The 24,724-nt window shown below is 60.1% G+C and carries 21 protein-coding genes and 5 tRNA genes; 17 read left to right on the forward strand and 9 right to left on the reverse strand.

What is annotated here, in order from left to right; translation table 11 throughout:
• Window positions 1-74: 74 nt before the first annotated feature.
• Window positions 75-1,517: a mechanosensitive ion channel domain-containing protein gene (locus ACQ4MY_RS26930; protein WP_440097034.1), complete on the forward strand. Its 1,443-nt coding sequence runs from the start codon at window positions 75-77 to the stop codon at window positions 1,515-1,517.
• Between the two features lie 5 nt (window positions 1,518-1,522).
• On the opposite strand, the gene ACQ4MY_RS26935 is transcribed toward ACQ4MY_RS26930, so the two are convergent.
• A complete protein-coding gene (locus ACQ4MY_RS26935; protein ID WP_440097035.1) occupies window positions 1,523-2,104 on the reverse strand; it encodes a GNAT family N-acetyltransferase in 582 nt (193 codons plus the stop codon).
• A gap of 129 nt (window positions 2,105-2,233) precedes the next feature.
• On the opposite strand from ACQ4MY_RS26935, the gene xth reads away from it, so the two are divergent.
• Window positions 2,234-3,028 (forward strand): exodeoxyribonuclease III, encoded by a 795-nt coding sequence (gene xth / locus ACQ4MY_RS26940; RefSeq protein WP_440097036.1) that lies wholly within the window; start codon window positions 2,234-2,236, stop codon window positions 3,026-3,028.
• A 101-nt stretch (window positions 3,029-3,129) separates the two neighbouring features.
• Window positions 3,130-3,963: an arylamine N-acetyltransferase family protein gene (locus ACQ4MY_RS26945; protein WP_440097037.1), complete on the forward strand. Its 834-nt coding sequence runs from the start codon at window positions 3,130-3,132 to the stop codon at window positions 3,961-3,963.
• Here ACQ4MY_RS26945 and ACQ4MY_RS26950 read toward each other — a convergent pair.
• The gene (locus tag ACQ4MY_RS26950; protein WP_008083030.1) at window positions 3,960-4,280 is read right to left on the reverse strand and encodes a BrnA antitoxin family protein; all 321 of its coding nucleotides are present in this window, start codon (window positions 4,278-4,280) and stop codon (window positions 3,960-3,962) included. The genes ACQ4MY_RS26945 and ACQ4MY_RS26950 overlap by 4 nt on opposite strands.
• 3 nt (window positions 4,281-4,283) lie before the next feature.
• Entirely contained in the window at window positions 4,284-4,568 is a 285-nt protein-coding gene (locus ACQ4MY_RS26955) for a BrnT family toxin (protein WP_440097038.1), read from the reverse strand.
• Window positions 4,569-4,822: 254 nt separating this feature from the next.
• Here ACQ4MY_RS26955 and ACQ4MY_RS26960 point away from each other — a divergent pair, with 254 nt between their 5' ends.
• The gene (locus ACQ4MY_RS26960) at window positions 4,823-6,346 is read left to right on the forward strand and encodes a nucleobase:cation symporter-2 family protein (protein ID WP_440097040.1); all 1,524 of its coding nucleotides are present in this window, start codon (window positions 4,823-4,825) and stop codon (window positions 6,344-6,346) included.
• Between the two features lie 200 nt (window positions 6,347-6,546).
• On the opposite strand, the gene ACQ4MY_RS26965 is transcribed toward ACQ4MY_RS26960, so the two are convergent.
• A tRNA-Asn gene (locus ACQ4MY_RS26965) sits at window positions 6,547-6,622 on the reverse strand.
• Between the two features lie 220 nt (window positions 6,623-6,842).
• Between ACQ4MY_RS26965 and ACQ4MY_RS26970 the strand changes: the two genes are divergently transcribed.
• Complete coding sequence (locus ACQ4MY_RS26970) at window positions 6,843-7,073, forward strand: hypothetical protein (RefSeq protein ID WP_008083020.1); 231 nt, start codon at window positions 6,843-6,845, stop codon at window positions 7,071-7,073.
• Here the strand turns inward: ACQ4MY_RS26970 and ACQ4MY_RS26975 are convergent.
• Window positions 7,070-7,270 carry a hypothetical protein gene (locus ACQ4MY_RS26975; RefSeq protein ID WP_008083017.1) on the reverse strand — a complete coding sequence of 67 codons (201 nt, stop codon included), beginning with the start codon at window positions 7,268-7,270 and terminating at the stop codon, window positions 7,070-7,072. The two genes, ACQ4MY_RS26970 and ACQ4MY_RS26975, sit on opposite strands and share 4 nt — an antisense overlap.
• Before the next feature lie 227 nt (window positions 7,271-7,497).
• A complete protein-coding gene (locus ACQ4MY_RS26980) occupies window positions 7,498-8,694 on the reverse strand; it encodes an amino acid aminotransferase (RefSeq protein ID WP_008083015.1) in 1,197 nt (398 codons plus the stop codon).
• Between the two features lie 337 nt (window positions 8,695-9,031).
• Between ACQ4MY_RS26980 and uvrB the strand changes: the two genes are divergently transcribed.
• Complete coding sequence (uvrB, locus tag ACQ4MY_RS26985; protein ID WP_008083013.1) at window positions 9,032-11,047, forward strand: excinuclease ABC subunit UvrB; 2,016 nt, start codon at window positions 9,032-9,034, stop codon at window positions 11,045-11,047.
• Between the two features lie 139 nt (window positions 11,048-11,186).
• On the opposite strand, the gene ACQ4MY_RS26990 is transcribed toward uvrB, so the two are convergent.
• Both ACQ4MY_RS26990 and ACQ4MY_RS26995 read right to left on the reverse strand, forming a co-directional pair.
• Window positions 11,187-12,677, reverse strand: coding sequence for an MDR family MFS transporter (locus ACQ4MY_RS26990; protein WP_440097057.1), 1,491 nt, complete (start codon window positions 12,675-12,677; stop codon window positions 11,187-11,189).
• Window positions 12,678-12,726: 49 nt separating this feature from the next.
• Window positions 12,727-13,776, reverse strand: coding sequence for an HlyD family secretion protein (locus ACQ4MY_RS26995; protein WP_440097041.1), 1,050 nt, complete (start codon window positions 13,774-13,776; stop codon window positions 12,727-12,729).
• 228 nt (window positions 13,777-14,004) lie between these two features.
• On the opposite strand from ACQ4MY_RS26995, the gene gltX reads away from it, so the two are divergent.
• The 11 genes from gltX to ACQ4MY_RS27050 all read left to right on the forward strand — a co-directional run bounded on the left by gltX (window position 14,005) and on the right by ACQ4MY_RS27050 (window position 23,022).
• On the forward strand, window positions 14,005-15,486 hold the full coding sequence (gene gltX / locus ACQ4MY_RS27000; protein WP_158834761.1) for a glutamate--tRNA ligase: 1,482 nt from the start codon (window positions 14,005-14,007) through the stop codon (window positions 15,484-15,486).
• A 255-nt stretch (window positions 15,487-15,741) separates the two neighbouring features.
• Window positions 15,742-15,817 (forward strand) — tRNA-Ala (locus ACQ4MY_RS27005).
• 80 nt (window positions 15,818-15,897) lie between these two features.
• Window positions 15,898-15,973 (forward strand) — tRNA-Glu (locus ACQ4MY_RS27010).
• A gap of 53 nt (window positions 15,974-16,026) precedes the next feature.
• Window positions 16,027-16,102, forward strand: a tRNA-Ala gene (locus ACQ4MY_RS27015).
• A gap of 79 nt (window positions 16,103-16,181) precedes the next feature.
• Window positions 16,182-16,257 (forward strand) — tRNA-Glu (locus ACQ4MY_RS27020).
• 180 nt (window positions 16,258-16,437) lie between these two features.
• The gene (locus ACQ4MY_RS27025) at window positions 16,438-16,977 is read left to right on the forward strand and encodes a TetR/AcrR family transcriptional regulator (RefSeq protein ID WP_008083008.1); all 540 of its coding nucleotides are present in this window, start codon (window positions 16,438-16,440) and stop codon (window positions 16,975-16,977) included.
• Window positions 16,978-17,007: 30 nt separating this feature from the next.
• The gene (locus tag ACQ4MY_RS27030) at window positions 17,008-17,841 is read left to right on the forward strand and encodes an alpha/beta fold hydrolase (protein WP_008083003.1); all 834 of its coding nucleotides are present in this window, start codon (window positions 17,008-17,010) and stop codon (window positions 17,839-17,841) included.
• Window positions 17,842-17,886: 45 nt separating this feature from the next.
• Window positions 17,887-18,324 carry an acyl-CoA thioesterase gene (locus ACQ4MY_RS27035; RefSeq protein ID WP_008083001.1) on the forward strand — a complete coding sequence of 146 codons (438 nt, stop codon included), beginning with the start codon at window positions 17,887-17,889 and terminating at the stop codon, window positions 18,322-18,324.
• Window positions 18,325-18,510: 186 nt separating this feature from the next.
• The gene (locus ACQ4MY_RS27040) at window positions 18,511-19,470 is read left to right on the forward strand and encodes a tRNA dihydrouridine synthase (RefSeq protein ID WP_008083198.1); all 960 of its coding nucleotides are present in this window, start codon (window positions 18,511-18,513) and stop codon (window positions 19,468-19,470) included.
• A 145-nt stretch (window positions 19,471-19,615) separates the two neighbouring features.
• On the forward strand, window positions 19,616-20,311 hold the full coding sequence (locus tag ACQ4MY_RS27045; protein WP_440097043.1) for a DUF1266 domain-containing protein: 696 nt from the start codon (window positions 19,616-19,618) through the stop codon (window positions 20,309-20,311).
• Window positions 20,308-23,022, forward strand: coding sequence for a DUF805 domain-containing protein (locus ACQ4MY_RS27050; RefSeq protein ID WP_440097045.1), 2,715 nt, complete (start codon window positions 20,308-20,310; stop codon window positions 23,020-23,022). The genes ACQ4MY_RS27045 and ACQ4MY_RS27050 overlap by 4 nt, the downstream gene beginning before the upstream one ends.
• Here ACQ4MY_RS27050 and ACQ4MY_RS27055 read toward each other — a convergent pair.
• Window positions 23,019-24,710, reverse strand: a complete 1,692-nt coding sequence (locus ACQ4MY_RS27055) for an Hsp70 family protein (RefSeq protein WP_440097046.1) — start codon at window positions 24,708-24,710, stop codon at window positions 23,019-23,021. The genes ACQ4MY_RS27050 and ACQ4MY_RS27055 overlap by 4 nt on opposite strands.
• Between the last annotated feature and the right edge of the window lie 14 nt (window positions 24,711-24,724).

Raw genomic sequence — 24,724 nt, forward strand, 5'->3', positions numbered from 1 at the left:
GCTGAAATCAATTGCTCCTACACTCTCCCAATCTGTGCGATCTTCTCGCGATTGGCCTTCGTCGGAGTTGTTTGATGCTGTCTCTGCTGACTGAACACCCGTTGTTTTGCGCGTTGGTCCTGATCCTTCTCGATCTCGGTCTTTGGCGCCTGATCAGTTCCCGTGGCAGCGAATGGAAATTGCTGGTGCGCGTGCTGATTTTCACCCTGTTCAGCATCTTGCTGTTCAACGAAGGCCTTAACCCGATGGAGCCCGCGCCGTGGGCCGACAACGTGCCGCTGCACCTCGCGGCGACGGGGTTGCAGATCGGCTGGTGGCTGTTCGGCGCCCGCACCCTGACAGTATTGATCGGCGCCGTGATGATGCAGCGGGTCGGCCACACCGGGCGGCTGTTGCAGGACTTGCTGGGGGCGGTGATTTTCCTCATCGCGATCATTGCGGCGCTGGCCTACGTGCTCGATCTGCCGGTCAAAGGCGTGCTGGCGACCTCCGGGGCGTTGGCGATCATCGTCGGTCTGGCCTTGCAGAGCACGCTCAGCGACGTGTTTTCCGGGATCGTCCTCAACACCACCAAGCCTTATCAACTCGATGACTGGATCTCCATTGACGGCACCGAAGGCCGGGTCACCGACATCGACTGGCGCGCCACGCGCCTGCAAACCAGCCAGGGCAGCATGGCGGTGATTCCCAATTCGCTGGCGGCCAAGGCCAAGATCATTAACTTCAGCCGGCCGAGCAATATGTTCGGCGTCGCGGTCAGCGTCCAGGTCAGTCCGCATGCACGGCCCAACTCGGTGATCGATGCACTGGAGCGGGCGATGCAGGGCTGTCGACAGTTGCTCGATAACCCGGCGCCGAGTGTCGCGCTGAAAAGCTCCGGCAGCAGCGGCGCGGAATACGAGATCAGTGGATTCGTCGCCTCGATGGGCGAGAAGCGCGTGGTGCGCAATCAGTTGTTCGACCTGGCGTACCGGCACTTGCAGGCTTCCGGGGTGAATTTGCTGTCGAGCGACGAAGCCAGCACACCGACCAACCTTTCACGGCCACGGGCATTACTCGACAGTTCGCCGATCTTCTCGACGCTGCGTCAGGAAGAGAAGGAAACCTTCAGCCAGAACATGACCCTGCAAAATTTCCGCACTGGCGAGACGATCCTGGAGGCGGGGGAGGTCAGCGATCACTTGTTCATCATCGAGTCGGGCGTGGTCACAGTGACGCTGACCCGCCACGGCACGCCGTTCGAGTCGGGGCGCATGGGCCCGGGCGAAGTCATCGGCGAGGCCGGCATTCTTTCCGATACCTCGGTGCCGGCCAAGTTTGCCGCGAAAACCTTCTGCGCCCTGTACCGCATCGAGAAGACTTACCTGAAACCCTGTCTCGACGCCCGCCACGACATCAACGACGCCATGAAAGCCTTGCTCGATTACCGCCTGCACAAGGCGCAATCGCTGACCGAGGAAGCGCCGGTGGTGGTGCCGAAAAAGGGCTTTCTGCAGTGGCTGCGCAGTCGCGCCTGAATGTTTTACGCGTAGACGGCGAGTTTCCGCTCCAGGTGCAGACGCACTTGCGGCCACTCGTCGTCGATGATGCTGAAACGCACCGAGTTGCGCTTGCGCCCGTCCGGCATGATCCGTTCATGCCGGACGATACCTTCCTGCTGCGCGCCGAGCCGCAGGATCGCCTGGCGTGACTTCTGGTTGTTCTCGTCGGTGGTGAACTGCACGCGCACGCAATCAAGCACTTCGAAGGCGTGGCGCAGCATCAGGTATTTGGCTTCGGTGTTGACGAAGGATTTCTGCCAGCTCGCCGAGATCCAGCTGCTGCCGATTTCCAGCTTGCGATTGAGCGGATCAATCTTCCAGAAACGTGTTGAGCCGATCACTTCACCGGTGTCTTTCAGCACGATGACAAATGGCATCACCGTGCCGGCGTCACGGCCATCGAGCGCTCTTTTCAAGTAACTGTCGACGGTGCTGGCCGAGGGCACAACGGTGACGGTGAGGTTCCACAACTCGCCGTCGGCAGCCGCATGGAGCAGGGCGGCGGCGTCGGAATACTCAAGCGGGCGCAGAAGGATGCGCTGACCTTGCAGCGTGGTTGGCATGGGATTCAGGTCTCGGCAGAGCGGGCGAAGGGCGAGCGCCTATTACGCCGCAGCGGACGGATCCGATGCAACCGCCAAGATGTTCACGCGGTCACAATTTTCACAGCCCTCGGGCAGGAGCCTCAGCCGATGAAAAACCTGCGAATCGCCACCTACAACGTCAACGGCTTACGCGCACGTTTGCCGAATCTGCTGGATTGGCTCAAGCGCGAGCAACCGGACATCGCCTGCCTGCAAGAACTCAAATCGGTCGACACGGCATTCCCCGCCGCCGAACTTGAAGCCGCCGGTTACGGCGTGATCTGGCAGGGCCAGGCCTCGTGGAACGGTGTGGCGATTCTCGCCCGTGACGCGCAGCCGCTGGAGAGCCGTCGCGGTTTGCCGGGCGATCCCGACGACAAGCACAGTCGCTACCTGGAAGCGGCGGTGCACGGCGTGCTGGTCGGTTGCCTGTACCTGCCCAACGGCAACCCGCAGCCGGGGCCGAAATTTGATTACAAACTGGCGTGGTTCGAACGGCTGATCAGCTACGCCAAAGACCTGCAAAGCAGCGATCACCCGGTGGTGCTGGCTGGTGACTACAACGTTGTGCCCACCGACATGGACATCTACAACACCCGCTCATGGCTCAAGGACGCGTTGCTGCAACCCGAGAGTCGCGAGTGTTATCAGCGCTTGCTCGATCAGGGCTGGACCGATTCGCTGCGGCATTTGTATCCCGAGGATCGGCTCTATACGTTCTGGGACTACTTTCGCCAACACTGGCAAACCAACTCCGGCCTGCGCATCGATCATCTGCTGCTCAACCGGGCGCTGAGTCCGTATCTGCACGAGGCCGGGGTAGACGCCTGGGTGCGCAATGAGCCGCATGCCAGCGACCATGCGCCGACGTGGATTCGTATCGGTTCACGCAAGAAACGCTAGCAGGCGATTGGCGAAATCAATTGTCGAACACACTGCCCGATCCCGTATACATGGCGACCATCAACGCAGTGAACTGCGGCCCCATGCATAAGGACCGAGCAATGAGCGAGCCACGCCTGACGAATCTGAAGCTGTACCTGCAACGCCTGGGGTTTGCTGCGCCGCCGGCACCGACCCTGGAAACGCTGCGCCAATTGCAGTGGCGCCACACCGGCGTATTCCCGTTTGAAAATCTGGCGACGATCACCGGGGCGCCGGTACTGATCGATCTGCCGTCCATTGAAGAGAAAGTCCTGCTCGGTGGTCGCGGCGGCTACTGCTATGAACTGAACCAGCTGTTTTTTGCCTTGTTGCTTGAGCTGGGCTTCGACGCACGCGCCATCAGCGGGCGCGTAGTGATGAATCAGCCGGAAGGCAGTTGGACGGCGCGCACGCACCGCCTGACGCTGGTGACCCTCGACGACGTGCGTTACATCACTGACGTCGGTTTCGGCGGCATGGTACCCACCGCGCCGCTGCTTCTCGATACCGAGGCAGAACAAACCACCCCGCACGAACCCTATCGCATCGAAAAACAAGCGGATGGCTACATGCTGCGCGCCAACGTCGCGGGCGAATGGCGGCCGATGTACCTGTTCGATCTGCAACGCCAGGAAGACATCGATTTCACCATCGGCAACTGGTACGTCTCGGCCCATCCCGACTCTCCGTTTACCCAACGTCTGATGGCGGCGCGTACCGGTGATGGCTGGCGCAAAACCCTCAACAACGGCAGTTTCGCCCTCCATCGCATGGGCGCGAGCAGCGAGCGGCGCGAAATCACCGAGGTGGCGGCATTGATTGAGTTGCTGGAACAGGAATTCGACATTCACCTGCCGGACTTGCCGCAGGCACGGCATTCCCTCGAGCGAATGATCGTACCGGTTAAAGCCTAAGGCTTCGCGTCCGGCTCCAGCACCCGGCGAATTTCCACGGCCGCTGCCGACAATCTTTTCTCAAGACTCTTCAGGTCGGCGGCGGTAATGCCTTTGCTGAATTGCAGCGGATCGTCCTGATCGTGCTTTTCAGCATCGAGCAAGGCATGGCGCAGCGTGTTGTTGATCACCGTCTGATAACCAAACCCTTCGTTCTCCGCCACCGTGCGCGCGGCGTCGATAACAGCATCGTCGAGCATGATGGTGATGCGGGTTTTGCCCTTGGTGGACGCCACAGCGCCGCGTTTGCCCTGGGAGAAGTCATATTCGTCTTTCATCGGTCAAGCCTCCAGAAAATAGACGCAACGTTCGCTCGATGTGGCGACACGTGCAGAAATGATTCGAACGACATTCGGCTCGCGATAGCTGTATGCAACGACCAGCAAGCGTCCCTTGGCGTCGAGACCGAGGGTGATCCAGCGTTGTTCGTCGTGGTCGTTGTCTTCAACGGTTATTGCTCGTTCGTCGTAAAGGACCGCTTCGGTCTCGGCGAGGCTGATGCCCCTGTGCTTGAGTTTGTTGGCTGCGTTCTTGCTTTTGTCGAACTGAATATCGATTAACTGCATTATGCATACTTTATATGTATAAAAAAGAGCGAGCCCGCACCGTCGGTCGCCATGAATCGTTCAGCGTAGTGGGGGCGGGCGAAGAAGCCGGAGGGGATGTGTTGCCGGATTTGTGGGCGATGGGAGCAGCGGGCTAGAAGCTTGGGTGGCTAACTATCCATTTTGTGACTGGCAAGTTGTATACAACTCTATGGACATTTGTCCTGAGTATTGAATACAGTGTGCGCATAACAAAAACCAGGGAACCCCCCACCATGAAAACGCCCCATGTTTCACACCAACGGCCCGAGGACGAAAATCTCGGGGTCGGCGCGAATATGGCTTACGGCCTGCAACATGTTCTGACCATGTACGGCGGTATCGTTGCGGTGCCACTGATCATCGGCCAGGCGGCCGGCCTGTCGCCGGCGGACATCGGTTTGCTGATTGCTGCTTCATTGTTTGCGGGGGGGCTGGCGACGCTGCTGCAAACCCTCGGTCTACCGTTTTTTGGCTGTCAGTTGCCGCTGGTACAGGGTGTGTCGTTTTCCGGTGTGGCGACCATGGTCGCAATCGTCAGCAGTGGCGGGGAGGGCGGCTTCCAGTCGGTGCTCGGCGCCGTGATTGCGGCGTCGCTGATCGGCTTGCTGATCACGCCAGTGTTCTCGCGCATCACCAAGTTCTTCCCGCCATTGGTTACGGGCATCGTGATCACCACCATCGGCCTGACGCTGATGCCGGTGGCCGCACGCTGGGCGATGGGCGGCAACAGCCACGCGCCGGACTTCGGCAGCATGCAAAACATCGGTCTGGCGGCAGTCACGCTGGTGCTGGTGTTGCTGCTGAGTAAGGTCGGCAGCTCGACCATCTCGCGTCTGTCGATCCTGTTGGCCATGGTGATCGGTACGGTGCTGGCGGTGTTCCTCGGCATGGCGGACTTCTCCAACGTCACCACCGGGCCGATGTTCGGCTTCCCGACGCCGTTCCACTTCGGCATGCCGACGTTCCACTTTGCCGCGATTTTGTCGATGTGCATCGTGGTTATGGTGACACTGGTGGAAACCTCGGCGGACATCCTCGCCGTCGGTGAAATCATCGGCACCAAAGTCGATTCCAAACGCCTGGGCAATGGCCTGCGGGCCGACATGCTGTCTAGCATGTTTGCGCCAATCTTCGGTTCGTTCACCCAGAGCGCCTTCGCCCAGAACGTTGGTCTGGTGGCGGTGACCGGGATCAAGAGTCGTTTCGTGGTGGCCACCGGCGGTGTGTTCCTGGTGATCCTCGGCCTGCTGCCGTTCATGGGCCGGGTCATTGCGGCGGTACCGACTTCGGTACTCGGCGGCGCCGGTATCGTGCTGTTCGGCACCGTGGCAGCGAGTGGCATTCGCACGCTGTCGAAGGTGGATTACCGCAACAACGTCAACCTGATCATCGTCGCTACCTCAATCGGTTTCGGCATGATCCCGATTGCTGCGCCGAACTTCTACGATCACTTCCCAAGCTGGTTCGCGACCATTTTCCATTCGGGCATCAGCTCGTCGGCGATCATGGCGATCCTGCTCAACCTGGCGTTCAACCACTTCACGACCGGTAACTCGGATCAGCAGTCGGTGTTTGCGGCGGCGGAAGAGCGGACTCTGCGATATCGCGATCTGGATGCGCTGCGCGAAGGCGATTACTTCAGCGACGGCAAACTGCATGACTGCGACGGCAATGAAGTGCCAGTGATCGAGCCGGATGACCATGATCATGGGCATGGCGCGCCGAAAGTTCAGGTGAAGAGCAGCGAGCATGTCTGACGGCTGCAACTGAACAGGAAAGGGCCGATCTGTAGCGCAGATCGGCCCTTTTCGTTGGTAGATCAAAAGATCGCAGCCTGCGGCAGCTCCTACATGAGAACACCAATCCCTGTAGGAGCTGCCGCAGGCTGCGATCTTTTGATCTTTTCAAGCGCCCACAAAAAAGCCCCTGAATCTTGCGATTCAGGGGCTTTGCTATTTGGCTCCACAACCTGGACTCGAACCAGGGACCCAATGATTAACAGTCATTTGCTCTACCAACTGAGCTATTGCGGAATTGGTGCGTATGTTACTGATTCAAAAAGAGAAGTCAAGCGTGAGATGTAAAAAAATGCGATTCATCAGGATGGACGGTGGTTTGTCAGCGATTGGCGGTTACCAGAATCGCAACAGAGGTCTACCATGGCCGCCCGGAAGTGGTCACACGCGCTACCGGCCATCCGCCGAAAAAGGTATGCGCCATGAACTACACAGCCCGTAAAAAACAGGTGCTCGCATGAGCATCACGCAAATCAGCCTGCCCAAAGGCGTCGGCCCCCACGCCGAAAAACTCTTCGACGCAATTACCCAGGCCAGCACCGCTGAAGAACTGAACCGCGCCGGCGGCAAGGCAGAAGGTTTTGTCCTCGGTCTGGAAAGCGCCAAAGCGATCAAGAGCCAGATCGCCGAATCGATGTATGTCGCCTATGACGATGCCGCCACCCAGCGCGCCAGCGAACTGGCCTAACTGCCGAAGGTGATGGTGCCGAGCAGCAGTTTGGCGTAAGCCGCCGTCACCGCCAGTTGTACCAGCCACAATGCCAGGCCACCGAGAAACACCCCGGCCGCGACTTGCAGTACCAGGCTTTTTTCGCGCTTGGCCGGGGTGCGAGGGATGAAATCATCCAGATCGTCACGGTCGGCGCGCAGGTTGTCGTTTTTCATTGGGCTTCTCACAAGGTTCTCGGGTGTACACAAAAACCTGTAGGAGTGAGCCTGCTCGCGATAGCAGTGTGTCAGACAGTGATGCTTCGGCTGACAGGGCGCTATCGCGAGCAGGCTCACTCCTACAGTTTTGGATTTGTGTGCAGTTTAGAGGGAATGTTGCATTCCTTCGGACAAATAAAAAACGGGAAGCCCCAAGGCTTCCCGTTTTTCGTCACGCGGCGTTATCAGATGACCTGAACGATCGCGTCCGTCACAGCCTTGATGTTGCTCTGGTTCAGCGCTGCCACACAGATACGACCGGTATCCAGTGCGTAGATGCCGAACTCGTTACGCAGGCGATGCACTTGTTCAGTGGTCAGGCCGGAGTAGGAGAACATGCCGCGCTGACGACCGACGAAGCTGAAATCGCGGCCCGGTGCTTTCTCGGCCAACAGGGCAACCATCTGCTCACGCATGCCGCGAATGCGCAGACGCATTTCAGCCAGTTCCGCTTCCCACTGCGCACGCAGTTCCGGGCTGTTCAACACCGCAGCAACGATGCTTGCACCGTGAGTCGGCGGGTTGGAGTAGTTGGTGCGGATCACGCGTTTGACTTGCGACAGCACGCGCGCGCTTTCTTCTTTCGATTCGCTGATGATCGACAGGGCGCCAACGCGCTCGCCGTACAGCGAGAACGACTTGGAGAACGAGCTCGAGACGAAGAAAGTCAGGCCGGATTCAGCGAACAAGCGCACAGCGGCGGCGTCTTCGTCGATACCGTCGCCAAAACCTTGGTACGCCATGTCGAGGAACGGCACGTGACCTTTGGCTTTAACCACTTCCAGCACGTTGTTCCAGTCCGCCGGGGTCAGGTCGACGCCGGTCGGGTTGTGGCAGCAAGCGTGGAGGATGATGATCGAGCCGTTCGGCAGAGCGTTGAGGTCTTCGAGCATGCCGGCACGGTTAACGTCGTGGGTGGCAGCGTCGTAGTAACGGTAGTTCTGCACCGGGAAACCGGCGGTTTCGAACAGCGCGCGGTGGTTTTCCCAGCTCGGGTCGCTGATCGCCACAACGGCGTTCGGCAGCAATTGCTTGAGGAAGTCGGCACCGATTTTCAGGGCGCCAGTACCGCCGACGGCCTGAGTGGTGATGACGCGACCGGCGCTGATCAGCGGCGAGTCGTTGCCGAACAGCAGCTTTTGCACGGCCTGGTCGTAGGCAGCGATGCCATCGATCGGCAGGTAACCGCGCGAAGCGTGTTGAGCAGCGCGAACGGTTTCGGCTTCGATCACGGCGCGCAGAAGTGGAATTCGCCCCTCTTCGTTGCAGTACACGCCAACGCCCAGGTTGACCTTGGTGGTCCGGGTATCGGCGTTGAATGCTTCGTTGAGGCCCAGGATTGGATCGCGGGGTGCCATTTCGACAGCGGAGAACAGGCTCATTATTACGGCGGCTCTGAATGGAGTGTGGAGGGACGTGTCGCGCTCCAGCCGAATGCACTAGAGCGGTGCACAAACGGGGAGCTAGTATAGAGGCCATTACTGAGCGATGGCGACAGGCGAATCGGCTTTTACAGCAAGTTTTTCCGATTATTTCTTGACCGTTAGTCGATTGGCCATGTCAGAGTCTTTACCGGATGTAGGACGTTTGCCTTGAAAGGTGAGGCAATCGCCACCACATTGAGCACAATCCAGGTTTTTTCTTGCGCGACACCGGTCGTTTGCGGTCGTCCCCGTGGTGCTCCGCTTTGCTCGGAATGCCGCGATCCCAGAGGTGTATATGTCCGAATTCCAGCTCGTCACTCGCTTCGAGCCCGCCGGCGACCAGCCGGAAGCCATTCGCCAATTGGTCGAGGGCATCGAAGCCGGCCTGGCGCACCAGACGCTGCTCGGTGTGACCGGCTCGGGCAAGACCTTCAGCATCGCCAATGTCATCTCGCAGATTCAGCGTCCGACGCTGGTGCTGGCGCCGAACAAAACCCTGGCTGCGCAGTTGTATGGCGAGTTCAAGGCGTTCTTCCCGAACAACGCTGTCGAATACTTCGTTTCCTACTACGACTACTACCAGCCTGAAGCCTATGTGCCGTCGTCCGACACCTTCATCGAGAAGGACGCGTCGATCAACGACCACATTGAGCAAATGCGCCTGTCCGCGACCAAAGCCTTGCTGGAACGAAAAGACGCGATCATCGTCACCACGGTGTCGTGCATTTACGGTCTCGGTAGCCCGGAAACTTATCTGAAGATGGTCTTGCACGTCGATCGCGGCGACAAACTCGATCAGCGTGCGCTGCTGCGCCGTCTGGCCGACTTGCAATACACCCGCAACGATATGGATTTTGCCCGTGCGACCTTCCGTGTTCGCGGCGACGTGATCGACATTTATCCGGCGGAATCCGATCTGGAAGCGATTCGCATCGAGCTGTTCGATGACGAAGTCGAAAGCATTTCCGCGTTCGACCCGCTGACCGGCGAAGTCATCCGCAAGATGCCACGCTTCACCTTCTACCCGAAGAGCCACTATGTGACGCCACGGGAAACCCTGCTCGACGCCATCGAACACATCAAGGTCGAATTGCAGGAACGCCTCGAATACCTGCGCAGCAACAACAAACTGGTCGAGGCTCAGCGCTTGGAACAGCGCACCCGTTTTGACTTGGAAATGATCCTCGAACTGGGTTACTGCAACGGCATCGAAAACTACTCGCGTTACCTGTCCGGGCGTCCGGCCGGTGCCGCGCCGCCCACCCTTTACGATTACTTGCCGGCGGATGCCTTGCTGGTGATCGACGAATCCCACGTCAGCGTGCCGCAGGTTGGCGCGATGTATAAGGGCGACCGTTCGCGCAAGGAAACCCTCGTCGAATATGGTTTCCGTCTGCCTTCGGCACTGGATAACCGGCCGATGCGTTTCGATGAGTGGGAAGGGGTGAGCCCGCAGACCATTTTTGTTTCGGCGACGCCCGGCAACTACGAAGCCGAGCACGCCGGGCGTGTGGTCGAGCAACTGGTGCGCCCGACCGGGCTGGTCGATCCGCAGATTGAAGTGCGTCCGGCGCTGACGCAGGTCGACGATCTGCTGTCGGAAATCTCCAAGCGCGTGGCCATCGAAGAGCGCGTGCTGGTCACCACGCTGACCAAGCGCATGGCCGAAGACCTTACTGATTACCTCGCCGATCACGGTGTGCGCGTGCGTTATCTGCACTCGGACATCGACACCGTCGAGCGCGTCGAAATCATTCGCGACCTGCGCCTCGGCACGTTCGATGTGCTGGTCGGCATCAACCTTCTGCGAGAAGGTCTGGACATGCCAGAAGTGTCGCTGGTGGCGATTCTTGATGCGGACAAGGAAGGTTTCCTGCGCTCCGAGCGTTCGTTGATCCAGACCATTGGCCGCGCGGCGCGTAACCTCAATGGCCGGGCGATTCTCTACGCCGACCGCATGACCGGTTCGATGGAGCGGGCGATCGGTGAAACCGAACGTCGTCGCGACAAGCAGATCGCGTTCAACCTGGAAAACGGCATCACCCCGAAAGGCGTATTCAAGGACGTCGCCGACATCATGGAAGGCGCCACCGTGCCCGGTTCGCGCAGCAAGAAACGCAAAGGCATGGCCAAGGCTGCCGAAGAAAACGCCAAGTACGAAGCCGAATTGCGTTCGCCGAGCGAGATCACCAAGCGTATTCGTGCGCTGGAAGAGAAGATGTATCAGCTGGCACGGGATCTGGAGTTTGAAGCAGCGGCGCAGATGCGCGATGAGATTGCCAAACTGCGTGAACGCCTTTTGGCTGTTTGATTTGTGCTGTCTGGTCGGGCCTCATCGCTGGCAAGCCAGCTCCCACAAGGATTGATGGCGTACACGAAATTTGTGAACACCAAAGAAACCTGTGGGAGCTGGCTTGCCAGCGATGGGGCCAGACCAGGCACAGCAAATATCAGTGGGATTCCCCAGCCTTCAATCCTTGTGGCAATTTCTTGGTCAATAAGATCGCCAGCATGCTGACCCCCAGCGCAATCCCGACAAAGTGAAACGCATCGTTGTACGCCATGATCGCCGCCTGCTGATGGACGATCTCACTCAGCTTGCCCAGCGCCGCCGTGTCACTGCCAAACCGGTCCGTCATCGATGCCAGGCGCTCGGCCACCTGCGGATTGGTCGGCACCACCGCCTCGCGTAAATAATCGAAGTAAGTCTTGGTGCGCGCGTCCAGCAGCGTCGCCAGCAGAGCAATACCGATCGCACCGCCAAGGTTACGCAAAATGTTGAACAGACTCGACGCCGACCCCGCGTCCTGCGGCAGGATGTACGCCGTGGCAATCAGGGAAATGGTCACCATGATCAACGGCTGCCCCAGCGCGCGAATGATCTGAATCTGATTGAACTGCGGCCCGGCGAAATCCGGGTTGAGCACCCCCGACGAAAAACTTGCCAGACCAAACAAGCCAAACCCGAGCGTGCACAGCCATTTTGGCGAAATGAACTTCATCAGTTTCGGCACCAGCGGAATCAGGAACAACTGCGGCACACCCATCCACATGATCACTTCACCGATCTGCAGGGCGTTGTAGTTCTGGATCTGCGCCAGGTACAGCGGCAACAAATAGATCGAGCCGTACAACCCGACACCCATGCCCAAACTGGAAATACTCGATAAACCAAAATTGCGATTGCGCAGAATGCCAAGGTTGATCAGCGGATTGGGTTTGGAAATCTGCACGATGACAAAGGTGATCAAACTCACCAACGCAATACTGCCCAGCGTCACGATCAAACTCGATTCCAGCCAGTCCTTGCGATGGCCTTCCTCGAGAAAAACCTGCAAGCAACCGAGGCCGATGCCCAGCGTGAGGATGCCGGTGTAATCGGTGCTTTTCAGCAATTCCCAGTGCGCTTCTTTCTTTTCCAGCCCATACATCAACCCGGCGATCATGATCAGGCCCGGCGGGATGTTGATATAGAAGATGTATTCCCAGCCCCAGTTTTCCGTGAGCCAGCCGCCCAGCGTCGGGCCGATTGACGGCGCAAACGTCGCGGTCATGGCGAACATCGCCATGCCTTTGGCGCGGTGGTGTTCGGGGAGTTTGATCAGGGTGAGGGTGAATGCCAGCGGGATCAGCGCGCCGCCAGTGAAGCCTTGCATGGCGCGAAAGACGATCATGCTCTCCAGGCTCCAGGCCATCGAGCACAGCAGCGAAGACACCAGAAAACCCAGTGACACCCAAACCGCTAATCGCCGCGCCGAGAGCAATTGCACCAGCCACGCGGTCAGCGGGATCATGATGATTTCCGCGACCAGATAGGAAGTGGAAATCCACGAACCTTCTTCCAGCGTCGCCGACAGGGCGCCTTGAATGTCCTTGAGCGAAGAGTTGGTGATCTGGATGTCGAGCACGGCCATAAAGGCGCCGAGCATCACGCTCATCACTGCGATCCAATCGCGCCGGGTCGGTTCGCCGACCGGGCGGATCAGCGAATCACCGGCCATTGTCCGGGGCGTCTTTGATGTTCACGGTGGCGGTGGCGGACATGCCCGGGCGGATCTTGCCGTGCAGCGGGTTATCGGCTTTGAAGGTCAGTTTCACCGGAATCCGTTGCACGACTTTGGTGAAGTTGCCAGTGGCGTTATCCGGTGGCAGCAGGCTGAACTGCGCGCCGGACGCGGCGAACAGACTGTCGACCCGCGCTTCGATCGGCGTGTCGCCGTAGGCATCGAAGGTCAGCTCGGCTTTCTGACCGGGTTGCATGTGGCCGATCTGGGTTTCCTTGAAGTTGGCCTGTACCCAGATGTCTTCGTCCGGAACGATCGACAGCAAATAGGCGCCGGCCTGCACCACTTGACCATTGCGCGCGGCGCGTTGGCCGACCAGGCCGCTGATCGGTGCGTGGATTTCGCTGCGGGTCAGGTTGAGTTCGGCTTGCGCGAGATCGGCGCGGGCGTTGGCGATCTGCGCGTCGAGGCGTTTGATTTCAGCGTTCAGGGCGTTGACCTGTTGGCGCTGGCCCTGTGCATCCGCCTGCGCCTTGGCCACTTGCGAGCGGGCGATGTGGGCGTCGGCGGAGAGGGTGGTCACGCGTTCCTCGGAAACATAACCAGGTTTGCGCAGGGTTTCAGCGCGCGACAAATCCATCTGCGAGCGGCCAAGCGTGGCTTGGGTGGTCGCTACTTGCGCATCGCTGGCGGCGATCAGGCTCGATTGCTGGGTCAGTTTGCTTTGCGCTTGCAGGCGTTCGGCTTCGCGGGTGGCGAGGGCGGCGTTCGCGCGGTCTACCGCCAGACGGAAATCATTCGGTTCGAGGCGCACCAGCAACTGGCCTTTTTCCACGTGCTGATTGTCTTGCACCAGCACTTCATCAATGCGCGCGCCCAATTGGCTCGACACACGGGTGATCTCACCCTGGACATAGGCGTTGTCGGTGCTTTCATAAAAGCGTCCCTTGAAAAACCAGTGGGCGAAGAAACCCCCGGCAATCAGCAGGACGAGCAGCAGGAAAATCAACAGGCGACGCTTGAGTTGGGCAGGCATGGGCAAACTGTAGTCGAGGAATTGTAAGGAAAGTTATCAGCCGCTGAATCTCGCACACCGCCGATAAACGGTAAATGCCCCCGCTTGATAATCGGCCATTCGCCACGGCTTACGGGCATTACAGACGCAAACTTGGCTTAAATGCCCTGCCTGCTGGAGCGGGGCGGGTGTCGCCTGTTACCATTCGCCGCTTAATTGTTTTGCTTTTCATTCTTTTCGAGACATGCCATGACCACCGTCCGCACTCGCATCGCGCCATCGCCTACCGGGGATCCCCACGTAGGTACCGCTTACATCGCATTGTTCAACTACTGCTTTGCCAAGCAGCATGGTGGTGAGTTCATCCTGCGGATCGAAGACACCGACCAGTTGCGTTCGACCCGCGAGTCCGAACAGCAGATCTTCGACGCCCTGCGCTGGTTGGGCATCGACTGGAGCGAAGGCCCGGACGTTGGCGGCCCGCACGGCCCGTATCGCCAGAGCGAGCGCGGCGACATTTACCAGAAGTACTGCCAGCAACTGGTTGAAATGGGCCACGCGTTCCCATGCTTCTGCACCGCTGAAGAACTCGATCAGATGCGCGCCGAGCAAATGGCTCGCGGCGAAACACCACGTTACGACGGTCGCGCGCTGCTGCTGTCGAAAGAAGAAGTCGCGGCCCGCCTGGCGGCTGGTGAACCGCACGTGATCCGCATGAAAGTGCCGAGCGAAGGCGTTTGCGTGGTGCCGGACATGCTCCGTGGCGACGTCGAGATCCCGTGGGATCGCATGGACATGCAAGTGCTGATGAAGACCGACGGCCTGCCGACGTACTTCCTCGCCAACGTCGTTGACGATCACCTGATGGGCATTACCCATGTATTGCGCGGCGAAGAATGGCTGCCATCGGCACCGAAACTGATCTTGCTCTACGAATACTTCGGCTGGGAACAACCGGAGCTGTGCTACATGCCGCTGCTGCGTAACCCGGACAAGAGCAAGCTGTCCAAGCGCAAGAACCCGACCTCGGTAACCTTCTACGAGCGCATGGGCTTCATGCCGGAAGCGATGCTCAACTACCTCGGCCGCATGGGCTGGTCGATGCCGGACGAGCGCGAGAAGTTCTCGCTGCAGGAAATGGTCGATAACTTCGACCTCAAGCGCGTCTCGCTCGGTGGGCCAATCTTCGACATCGAGAAGCTGTCGTGGCTCAACGGCCAGTGGCTGCGTGATCTGCCGGTGGAAGAGTTCGCCAGCCGTCTGCAGACCTGGGCATTGAACCCGGAATACATGATGAAGATCGCGCCGCTGGTGCAGGGTCGCGTTGAAACCTTCAGCCAGGTTGCACCGCTGGGCGGGTTCTTCTTCGCCGGTGGCGTCAACCCGGATGCCAAACTGTTCGAATCGAAAAAGCTCTCCGGCGATCAGGTGCGTCAGTTGATGCAGTTGATCCTGTGGAAGCTGGAAAGCCTGCGTCAGTGGGAGAAAGACAACATCACCGCGACGATTCAGGCAGTGGTCGAATCGCTGGAGCTGAAACTGCGTGACGCGATGCCGCTGATGTTTGCTGCGATCACCGGTCAGGCGAGTTCGGTGTCGGTGCTCGATGCGATGGAAATCCTCGGCCCGGACCTGACCCGTTTCCGTCTGCGCCAGGCGATCGACCTGCTGGGCGGCGTGTCGAAGAAAGAAAACAAAGAGTGGGAAAAGCTCCTGGCCGCCATCGCCTGATAGCCTAACCCCCCTGTAGGAGCTGCCGCAGGCTGCGATCTTTTGATTTTGGCTTTTAAAAACCAGATCAAAAGATCGCAGCCTGCGGCAGCTCCTACAGGGCATGCTTTATCCCAAGTCCCGGATTTTCGGGAGGAGGGCGGTAAGTGATTGTTATGCCGACGAAAAACTTTGAAAAATTTCAAAAATAAGTTTGACAGGCTTTCGATACGCCCTTAAGATTCGCCCCGTCCTCAGCGATGACATCAACGATGAGGGGCTATAGCTCAGCTGGGAGAGCGCCTGCATGGCATGCAGGAGGTCAACGGTTCGATCCCGTTTAGCTCCACCAATTTTACACTTCAAGGCCTGGCCACACCGGCCTTGAAGCGATCAACACTCAGCGTTGATCAGTTGTATAGAAGGGTTTGCGTCCCCTTCGTCTAGTGGCCTAGGACACCGCCCTTTCACGGCGGTAACAGGGGTTCGAGTCCCCTAGGGGACGCCAGTTTTACAGAAGTGATGTTGCAAGATGTCACTCCGCCGCGAGGCGAAAAATCCGGGGCTTTAGCTCAGCTGGGAGAGCGCCTGCATGGCATGCAGGAGGTCAGCGGTTCGATCCCGCTAAGCTCCACCAATTTTACAGTTCAAGGTCTGGCCACACCGGCCTTGAATCGATCAGCACTCAGCACTGATCAGTTGTATAGAAGGTTTGTGTCCCCTTCGTCTAGTGGCCTAGGACACCGCCCTTTCACGGCGGTAACAGGGGTTCGAGTCCCCTAGGGGACGCCACGATTACCCGCTCTGCGGGATTTTATAAGGGTCATTCAATTATTGAATGGCCCTTTTGTTTGTCTGGCGTTTGGCCAATTCTCCTTTTCCTAAACTGTGCTTCAGACCAGCGGTCATATTCTTGACTTGCAGATTATTATTATGCGAATAATATTCTAGTCGTAATATTCGGAGGCAACGATGAACGATAAAAAAGCTCAAACCCGCGAACGCATCCTCAAGGCCGCCAGCTCCGCGCTGATCCAGCGCGGCCCGGCAGACCCAAGCGTGGGCGAAGTGATGGGCGCAGCCGGCCTCACGGTCGGTGGCTTCTATGCGCACTTCGAAAGCAAGGACGCGATGATGCTCGAAGCGTTCAAGCAATTGCTCGGTCGCCGCCGCGACCTGATTGCCGACATGGACAGCGAACTGACCGGCGAAGAGCGTCGCGCGCTGGTCGCAGCGTTCTATCTGTCGCGCAAGCACCGTGATTCCAGTGAGGCGGCGTGCCCTATTCCTGCCTCGATCGGTGAGTTGGGGCGTTTGCCGGATTCGTTCCGCCTCGCGCTGAACGAACACCTGGAATTGATGGTTGCGCAGTTGGCGTCCAGCCCTGAGGACACCGACAAAGCCCTGGCCGACATGGCCCTGATGGTGGGTGGTCTGGCGCTCGCACGAGCACTGGGCCCGGGTGATTTATCCGATCGATTGCTGCGCGCGGCCAAGTCGGCGGTGCGTTGACCTGAAGGCAACAGGCCTGAGGAGAGAGCGATGAACACGTTGAAGTGGGTTCGTGGCGTTAATGGCACCTTGGGCTGGATTGCACCGCAACGAGTGGCGAGCAAAATGCGCCTGGCGTTCATGACGCCGCGCGCGCTGCCACTGCGCGATTGGGAGCTGCCGATGCTGGCCAGTGCCGAGCGCATCACGCTGCGCTTCGGGCTTTCGGCATTGCGCTGGGGCCAAGGCCCTGCCGTGCTGCTGATGCACGGTTGGGAAGGGCGGCCCACCCAGTTCGCCGCGCTGATCACTGCACTCGTCGATGCCGGTTATACCGTTGTTGCACTCGACGGCCCGGCGCACGGTCGCTCACCGGGGCGTGAGGCCAACGTCGTCCTGTTCGCCCGCGCCATGCTTGAAGCTGCCGCCGAACTGCCGCCGCTGCAAGCCGTCATCGGCCACTCGATGGGCGGTGCCAGCGCCATGCTCGCCGTGCAATTGGGCCTGCGTACCGAAACCCTCGTCAGCATCGCTGCGCCGGCGCGAATTCTCGGTGTACTGCGCGGCTTCGCCCGCTACGTCGGTATGCCGCCCAGAGCGCGCTCCGCGTTTATCCGCCAGGTTGAGCAAGACGTTGGCATGCGCGCCGCCACGCTGGATGTCGCCCACTATCAACTGGATATGCCGGGCCTGATCGTGCATGCCGAGGACGACAATTTTGTCTCGGTCAAAGAGTCGCAACTGATCCATGAATCCTGGTTCGACAGTCGTTTGCTGCGTCTGGAAGGTGGCGGTCATCAGCGTGTGCTGGCCGACCCGCGCGTGATTGATGGCGTGTTATCACTGCTGGCCGGTCGCAGCCTTCAGGCGCGCCAATCGGCGTGAGCTCCGTTACACTGCCCCGGTTGAATAACTGACCGGGAGTGGGGCATGGGCTGGGATCGGGCAACGCCGTTTACCATTGATCTGCAAGTAGGCGCCGAGGACATCGACGGGCTGGGCCACGCCAATAACGCGGTGTACGTGACCTGGCTCGAACGCTGCGCCTGGCGCCATTCGCAGCGTCTGGGGCTGGATCTGGTCGAGTACCGGCGTCTGGATCGGGCGATGGCCGTGGTCCGTCACGAAATCGATTATCTGGCCGCCGCCTATGAGGGCGACGAGTTGCAATTGGCGACGTGGATCGTCGATTGGGATCAGCGCCTGAAAATGACCCGGCATTTCCAGCTCAAGCGCCCGAGCGACAACACCACGCTGCTGCGCGCGCAAACCACCTTCGTCTGCATCGAGCTGTCCACCGGCAAGCCCAAGCGCATGCCTGCCGAATTCATCGAAGGCTACGGCCCGGCGATCCAGCTCCCCGCCTGACCCGCCCTCTGCCTCGAACTCTGCTCTAACTCATGTAGGAGCTGCCGCAGGCTGCGATCTTTTGATGTTGTTTTTTTTAAGATCAAGATCAAAAGATCGCAGCCTGCGGCAGCTCCTACAGGGTTTCCGCTTTATGGCGGTAATCCAGTAAACTGCGGCACGTTTTTCTCTAAGTAGTGTTTCCCCATGCAAATTGCTCTGGCGCCCATGGAGGGGTTGGTCGACGACATCCTCCGCGACGTGCTGACCCGCGTTGGCGGCATCGATTGGTGCGTGACTGAATTCATTCGGGTCAACGATCAGTTGCTCACCCCGGCTTACTTCCACAAGTTCGGCCCCGAGCTGCTCAACGGTGCCCGCACGGCGTCCGGTGTGCCATTGCGTGTGCAATTGCTCGGTTCCGACCCGGTGTGCCTGGCGGAAAACGCTGCACTGGCCTGCGAACTCGGTTCCGAAGTGATCGACCTCAACTTCGGCTGCCCGGCCAAGACCGTGAACAAATCCCGTGGCGGCGCGGTACTGCTGAAAGAGCCGGAGCTGCTCAACCAGATCGTCGAGCACGTGCGCCGCGCGGTGCCTGCGCACATTCCAGTCACCGCGAAAATGCGCCTGGGCTTCGACAGCCCGGACGGCTCGCTGGTCTGCGCCACGGCGTTGGCCGAAGGCGGCGCCGAACACATCGTGGTGCACGCGCGAACCAAAATGGACGGCTACAAACCGCCGGCGCACTGGGAGTGGATTCCACGCGTGCAGGACGTGGTCAAGGTGCCGGTGTTCGCCAACGGCGATATCTGGAGCGTTGAAGACTGGCGTCGTTGCCGCGAAATCAGTGGCGTGGAAGACATCATGCTCGGCCGCGGTCTGGTGTCGCGCCCGGATCTGGCCAGGCAGATCGCCGCCGCGCGTGCCGGCGAAGAAGTGGTCGAGATGACCTGGGCCGAGCTGATGCCGCTGATCCAGGATTTCTGGCTGCAAGCCAAGGCGCAGATGACCGCGCGTCAATCGCCGGGCCGTTTGAAGCAATGGCTGGCGATGCTGACCCGCAATTACCCGCAAGCCACCGAACTGTTCACTGTGCTGCGTCGCGAGACCGAGCCTGATCATGTCTCGCGCTTGCTCGGTTTGCCCGTCGCCGAAGCCGCCTGATTCCGCTCGAAAAAATGCCCCGATACGTCGGGGCTTTTTTATGGGCGCTGCACACCGGCTTTGCCGCACGGCAGCGCTTTCTCTACAATCCGCCGCAGTTTTGCCGACCTCCCATTTCTCACTCGGTCGGCGTGGAGCATTTTTCATGGACGAGATTCAGCAGCGCTGGCTGTGGGCCCTGTCGGCGCCGATGGCGGCGCTCAATCCTGGCGCCGGGTATGACGACCCTGCTTTCTGCGACGACGCGTACATCAATCTGGAGCACAGCTGGGGCATTGATACCCGCCAGGAGCTGTTCGGCATGCTCAGGGGGATGACCGACGACGGCCACGCCAAACACCTCAGTGACGGTTATCTGGCCTGGCAGCGTTGCCTGCCGAGTGAATGGCCGACGCTGCTCGAGCGTCTCGACCCGCGTGAACGCATCCTGCATGAGTTTGCCAGCCGCACCTTCGATAGCTGCGGGGCCGGTGGGATTCTGTCTTGGGATTACGGGCGCATGGGCTTCCTCTTGCGCTGCGGTGTGCGCAACAAGTGGATCGATCTGGTCGAGAGTCAATGGCTGCATTCGCGCCTGGCCGTCAGGGCGCAATTTCACTACGACAGCTGGATGGCGTATTACCACGGCTTTCTTATCGGCCGGGCGTTCTGGTGCTGCCAGAACAAAAGTGATGATGCGCTGGCGTTCGAGCTGGATCGACAAGGGCAGACTGCGCATAACCTGCTGATCACCCGGGGTCTTGAGCAGAACATCCCGCAGTTTCTGCCTGACTTGCCTTGGCATATGGACATCGACCCGCCGCCGCGTCCGGCATCGCTCAAGGAGTTCGACTGGTCATGAGTTGCTGGATCCAACTGGGCATCGAGCCCACTGCCGACGAAACCCTGATCCGTGATGCCTACCGCGCACGCTTGCCGGCGCATCACCCGGAGACCGACCCCGAAGGCTTTCAAGCATTGCGCATGGCGTACGAAAAAGCCCTGCGTCTGGCCCGTGAAGACGACCTGGAAGAGAACGACGAGGAAGAGGATTACGCCGAGTTCGAGGCGCCAGACGCGCAGGTCGCCGAGCCCCCCCAAGCCTTCGTGGATTTCTGTGAACTGCTCGACGATCCTGCACGGCGCTTCAATATTGCCGCCTGGCAGGCGTTTATCCGCACGCTGGATCAATTGCCCCTCGATGACCTCGACGATCTCAGTTGGGGTTTCTACCACCGCATGACCGATGCCGGTTTGCTGTCGCATCAATGCGCGAACCTGCTGGCCGAGCGCATGGCCTGGGATCAACAGTTGCTTGATCTTGGCTACGATCAGGCGGAGCGGGTCGATGCGTTTCTGCGGCGGATAAAAACCCCGGACCCGTTCGATGTGGCGTTGATGAGCCATTGGCCGGAGCCCGCGCAGGTTGAAGCGTTGTGGTACGCCCGCAGCCTGGTGGTCACCTTCACCCAGCGTCCGCTAAACGAATTCCGCCATTTCGCCCTTCGACACACCTGCTTGCCGTTGCCGAACGATGAGGCATACATCAAACGTCTGCTCGCGCAGTTCACTCAGGCGGGCATCGGCGGGGAAGGGCTGCTGCAGTCCTGCATCGAACAACAGCGTCAGCACCCTGACGACCTCGACTGGCTGTACATGCTGGCCAGCCAGTACAGTTTGCAGGGGCTGGATGATCAGGCGTGGCCGTGCTGGATCCGCTTGTGGCAGGAACACCGTCATCCGAAAGCCGAAGGCCATTTGTTGGCGCTATGTGGCGAGCGTTCGCCGGACCTGCTGCCGTTGCTGATTCAAGCCTTCGATTGTGCCCGGCCTTTCAGTGCCTGGCCGCTTGATCTGGACGACGCCAGTCAGGCGTATGGCAGCCCGACTCAGCAACCACAGACCTTGTTGCGCTGGCTGGACGTCGGTCCTCTGCAACTACAGGGGCTGGCCGGGGCTTTTGTCGATTGGCGCCTGCACGATGACGAATTGCCGCTGGTGGCGCTGTTGCTCGGCGAGCATGCCGACCAGCGCCTGCAACGACTTTACCGGCATGCCTGGGCGTTGCACCGCGGTGACGTGCTGTTGTTGCAACAAGTGCTCGATGAGGCGTTGCCGCCGGACGCGCTTGAAGCGCTGGTGCTGAGCGGTTTCCAGTATCAGGCTGAGCAACATCTGCGCTGGCTGAAAAAATCGCCGATCGCGCGGGCGATGACCGCCTACACCGATCAAAACGCAGAATCGCCACAACTGCCTGTGGCGCAGACCAGCGATCAGTCGCACAGCCTGTGCCGAGGCTGGTTGCGCCGGTTGCGTCCCTACAGTCACGCCGCGCTCGCGCGCATTGACCAAGACTTCAAACTCAACGGCTCATACGCCGGCACTGACCTGTCGGAACTGACGCAGTTGCTGCAACTGGCTCAACTCGATGTGCTGTTGCCCGCACCGGAGGCGGGCGAAGGGCTGTGGCAATGGCACGCGCAAACGCTGTTTTTGCTGATGTTGCTGGGGCAGACGGAGCGTTGGTTGCCATTGATCGACGCGCGGATGCTGGAGTCGCTGGCATTCAACCCGGCCCATCCGCTCAGCCGCTTGCAGCCGTTGTTGCAGCGATTGCTGCGTGAACAGGGTCATTGCAGCGGCTTGCTCGGCCTGCTGCAAACCGAAGAGCCGGTGCAGGCGCTGCTGGCCCAGCAGATGTGCGGGGTTCAGGAGGCGCTGGACAGCCTGCGCTTGCTCAGCAACGACCGGTTGTTCCTGTGCATGCGCCGTGATCTGCGTGCTTTTGGCGACGACCTGCTCGGGCGGATGCTGCTGACGGGCGTGCTGTATCACACGTCATTGTTTGATGCCAAACAGCGGCGCTTTTTGCTCGACAGGATTACCGAAGTCGTCAACCCGCAGGAGTGGTTCGACGGTTTCCGGCACAGCTTGATCAAGGGCGAACCAGTGCGTCCGCCGCGTCAGGCGCTCGAAGACGAGGGCATCAACGACTGCGACGATTTTTACCTGGCGCTTGATGTGCTCAAGGATCTGGTCAGGTACGGCGACGCGGGCGTGCCACGGCAGAAGCACCTGATACGCCTGCAGCGGGCCAAGGACAATCAGCAGAACGGCCTGGGTGTGCGGTTTGCTTGCAGTGCGCTGCTGTCGTGGTCGGAGCGATTGATGATGGCCAAGGCCGAGGCGCGGCCGACATCGGCCATGGCGTTCTGGCGCCTGGGTTCGCGGCTGAGTCGCGAGGCCTTTGTCGGGCAAGTGCTTGGCCTGGTGCTGCTGACCCCGCTGGTCGCCGTGCTCAGTGGATCGACGCCGCCCGCCTTGGTGGTGCTGGTGCTCGGGGTGTTGATTCTGCTCGGCGCCATGCTGCGGCGCCTGCATGACATGGGCCGGGGTGTCGCGACCTTTCTGGTGTTGGCCGGGTTGACGCCAGCCTTGCCGTTTCTGCCGCTGGTGCTGTTCGGTTTTCCCGGGGAAAAACTGCCCAACCGCTACGGCATGCCCCCGGAAAGCTTTCGTGAAGACCCGTTGGCCGCCGGCTTGCAGGCGGCGCTGCGGCGACTCATCGGCTAGAAGCGCAGTTCATCCAGGGCGCTGTTGAGTTGTGAACGCTGGCTGGCAATCTCCGCCGGTTGTTGGCCGCCGAGCACGGCCGTGAAGCTGTGCAGCCATTCGGCAATGCGCTCGCGCTCGGTGCCCAGGCTCTGCATCCAGGCGCGTTCCAAGCGTGCCAGCAGCGTGCGGTTGGGCAAGGCATCACGTGGATGAACCTTGAGCGCGGCGAGCCGGTCGTGGCTGTTTTGCCGAGCCTCGTCATCCAGCCCGGTCGGGCTGCGGTCGATGCTGTGGCTGTGGCGCTTGCCGGTCTCCAGCAGCGTGACGTCGACCTCAAGCAGGCCATTGATGTCGTAACTGAAGCGCACGTCGAGTTCCTGGCGGTGTTCGGTGGGCGTCAGCGTGACATCGAAACCGTCGATGAAAATGTTGTCGCGCACCCATGGGCGCTCACCCTGATACACCGAGATACGGATCTGTTCCTGCTTGGGATAGGTGGTGCAATAGCGCTCCACCCGTGACGTCGGGATGATTGTGTTGCGCTCGATAATGGGCGAGAACGCGCCTTCGACGCCTCTGCCGCGCATCGTCTCGATACCCAGGGTGTAGGGGCAGACATCGGTGAGGATCAGCTCTTCTACCGCACCGTCGCGGGCCTTGCAGGCCGCTTGTGTCGCGGCGCCAAGGGCGACAATCGTGTCCGGGTCGAGGTGACGATACGGCAGGCGCCCGAACAGCGTGGCGACCATTTGCTGCACCGCGAGCATGCGCGTGGCGCCGCCGACCAGCACCAGGCTGTCGAGGTCGCGGGGTTTCAGTCGGGCATCGCGCAGGGCCTGTTCGATCGGTGCGCGCAAGCGTGACAGCAGCGGCTCCCAGATTTTCAGCGCGGCCGCTTCGTCCAGCGACCACTCGTAGACATTGTCGGCGTGGCGCCAGCTTAAATGCTGGACGCCTTCACCGAGATTGCACTTGAGTTGCTCCAGCGCATCGCCGAGGCTGGCCAGGCTGTGCGCGTCGATCATTGACGGCGTCAGTTGCCAGGTCTTGAGGCAGTCTTCGAGCAGCGCGGCGGTAAAGTCTTCGCCGCCGAGAAAGTTGTCGCCAGTCGACGCATGCACCTCGATCAGCGGCAGCGCGTATTCCAGCACCGTAACGTCGAAGGTGCCGCCGCCCAGGTCGAAAATCAGCGTGCGCTCGAATTTCTGCTCATGCAGCCCGTAAGCCATGGCCGCTGCCGTGGGTTCATTGATCAACCGTGTGACCGCCAGCCCCGCCAACTCGGCGGCGAACAGGGTGCGCTTGCGTTGTTCGTCGCTGAAATAGGCCGGCACTGAAATCACCGCCTCAGTGACCGGATGGCCAATAAACGCTTCGGCGTCCTGCTTCAGTGAGCCCAATACCAGCGCCGACAATTCTTCCGGGCTGAACGCGCGAGCGCCGAGTTCGACCCGTTTATCGCTGCCCATGAAACGCTTGAACGCGGCAGCGGTGCGATCCGGGTGGGTGGTCAGGCGGGCGCGGGCGGCTTTGCCGACCAGAATCGTGTCGTCTTCATCGAGGCTGACCACCGAGGGGGTCAACACGTCGCCGAGGGCGTTGCGGATCAATTCGGCGCGACCGTCGCGCCAGACGGCGATCAGGCTGTTGGTGGTGCCAAGGTCGATGCCCAGCAGGGCTGGGCGGGGGAGGGTTGCATCCTGCATGAAAGATCCCGAAA

Source organism: Pseudomonas sp. SM4, from assembly GCF_051913165.1.
Taxonomy (GTDB): Bacteria; Pseudomonadota; Gammaproteobacteria; order Pseudomonadales; family Pseudomonadaceae; genus Aquipseudomonas.

Coding starts and splice junctions, on each gene's coding strand:
- ACQ4MY_RS26955 (WP_440097038.1), bottom strand. CDS start 4,568: ATGCAGTTAATCGATATTCAGTTCGACAAAAGCAAGAACGCAGCCAAC.
- ACQ4MY_RS27030 (WP_008083003.1), top strand. CDS start 17,008: ATGAACACGTTGAAGTGGGTTCGTGGCGTTAATGGCACCTTGGGCTGG.
- ACQ4MY_RS26960 (WP_440097040.1), top strand. CDS start 4,823: ATGAAAACGCCCCATGTTTCACACCAACGGCCCGAGGACGAAAATCTC.
- ACQ4MY_RS26980 (WP_008083015.1), bottom strand. CDS start 8,694: ATGAGCCTGTTCTCCGCTGTCGAAATGGCACCCCGCGATCCAATCCTG.
- ACQ4MY_RS27050 (WP_440097045.1), top strand. CDS start 20,308: ATGAGTTGCTGGATCCAACTGGGCATCGAGCCCACTGCCGACGAAACC.
- ACQ4MY_RS26935 (WP_440097035.1), bottom strand. CDS start 2,104: ATGCCAACCACGCTGCAAGGTCAGCGCATCCTTCTGCGCCCGCTTGAG.
- ACQ4MY_RS27040 (WP_008083198.1), top strand. CDS start 18,511: ATGCAAATTGCTCTGGCGCCCATGGAGGGGTTGGTCGACGACATCCTC.
- ACQ4MY_RS26970 (WP_008083020.1), top strand. CDS start 6,843: ATGAGCATCACGCAAATCAGCCTGCCCAAAGGCGTCGGCCCCCACGCC.
- ACQ4MY_RS26945 (WP_440097037.1), top strand. CDS start 3,130: ATGAGCGAGCCACGCCTGACGAATCTGAAGCTGTACCTGCAACGCCTG.
- ACQ4MY_RS26995 (WP_440097041.1), bottom strand. CDS start 13,776: ATGCCTGCCCAACTCAAGCGTCGCCTGTTGATTTTCCTGCTGCTCGTC.
- ACQ4MY_RS26975 (WP_008083017.1), bottom strand. CDS start 7,270: ATGAAAAACGACAACCTGCGCGCCGACCGTGACGATCTGGATGATTTC.
- ACQ4MY_RS26950 (WP_008083030.1), bottom strand. CDS start 4,280: ATGAAAGACGAATATGACTTCTCCCAGGGCAAACGCGGCGCTGTGGCG.
- ACQ4MY_RS27025 (WP_008083008.1), top strand. CDS start 16,438: ATGAACGATAAAAAAGCTCAAACCCGCGAACGCATCCTCAAGGCCGCC.
- ACQ4MY_RS27045 (WP_440097043.1), top strand. CDS start 19,616: ATGGACGAGATTCAGCAGCGCTGGCTGTGGGCCCTGTCGGCGCCGATG.
- ACQ4MY_RS26930 (WP_440097034.1), top strand. CDS start 75: ATGCTGTCTCTGCTGACTGAACACCCGTTGTTTTGCGCGTTGGTCCTG.
- ACQ4MY_RS27055 (WP_440097046.1), bottom strand. CDS start 24,710: ATGCAGGATGCAACCCTCCCCCGCCCAGCCCTGCTGGGCATCGACCTT.
- uvrB (WP_008083013.1), top strand. CDS start 9,032: ATGTCCGAATTCCAGCTCGTCACTCGCTTCGAGCCCGCCGGCGACCAG.
- ACQ4MY_RS27035 (WP_008083001.1), top strand. CDS start 17,887: ATGGGCTGGGATCGGGCAACGCCGTTTACCATTGATCTGCAAGTAGGC.
- gltX (WP_158834761.1), top strand. CDS start 14,005: ATGACCACCGTCCGCACTCGCATCGCGCCATCGCCTACCGGGGATCCC.
- xth (WP_440097036.1), top strand. CDS start 2,234: ATGAAAAACCTGCGAATCGCCACCTACAACGTCAACGGCTTACGCGCA.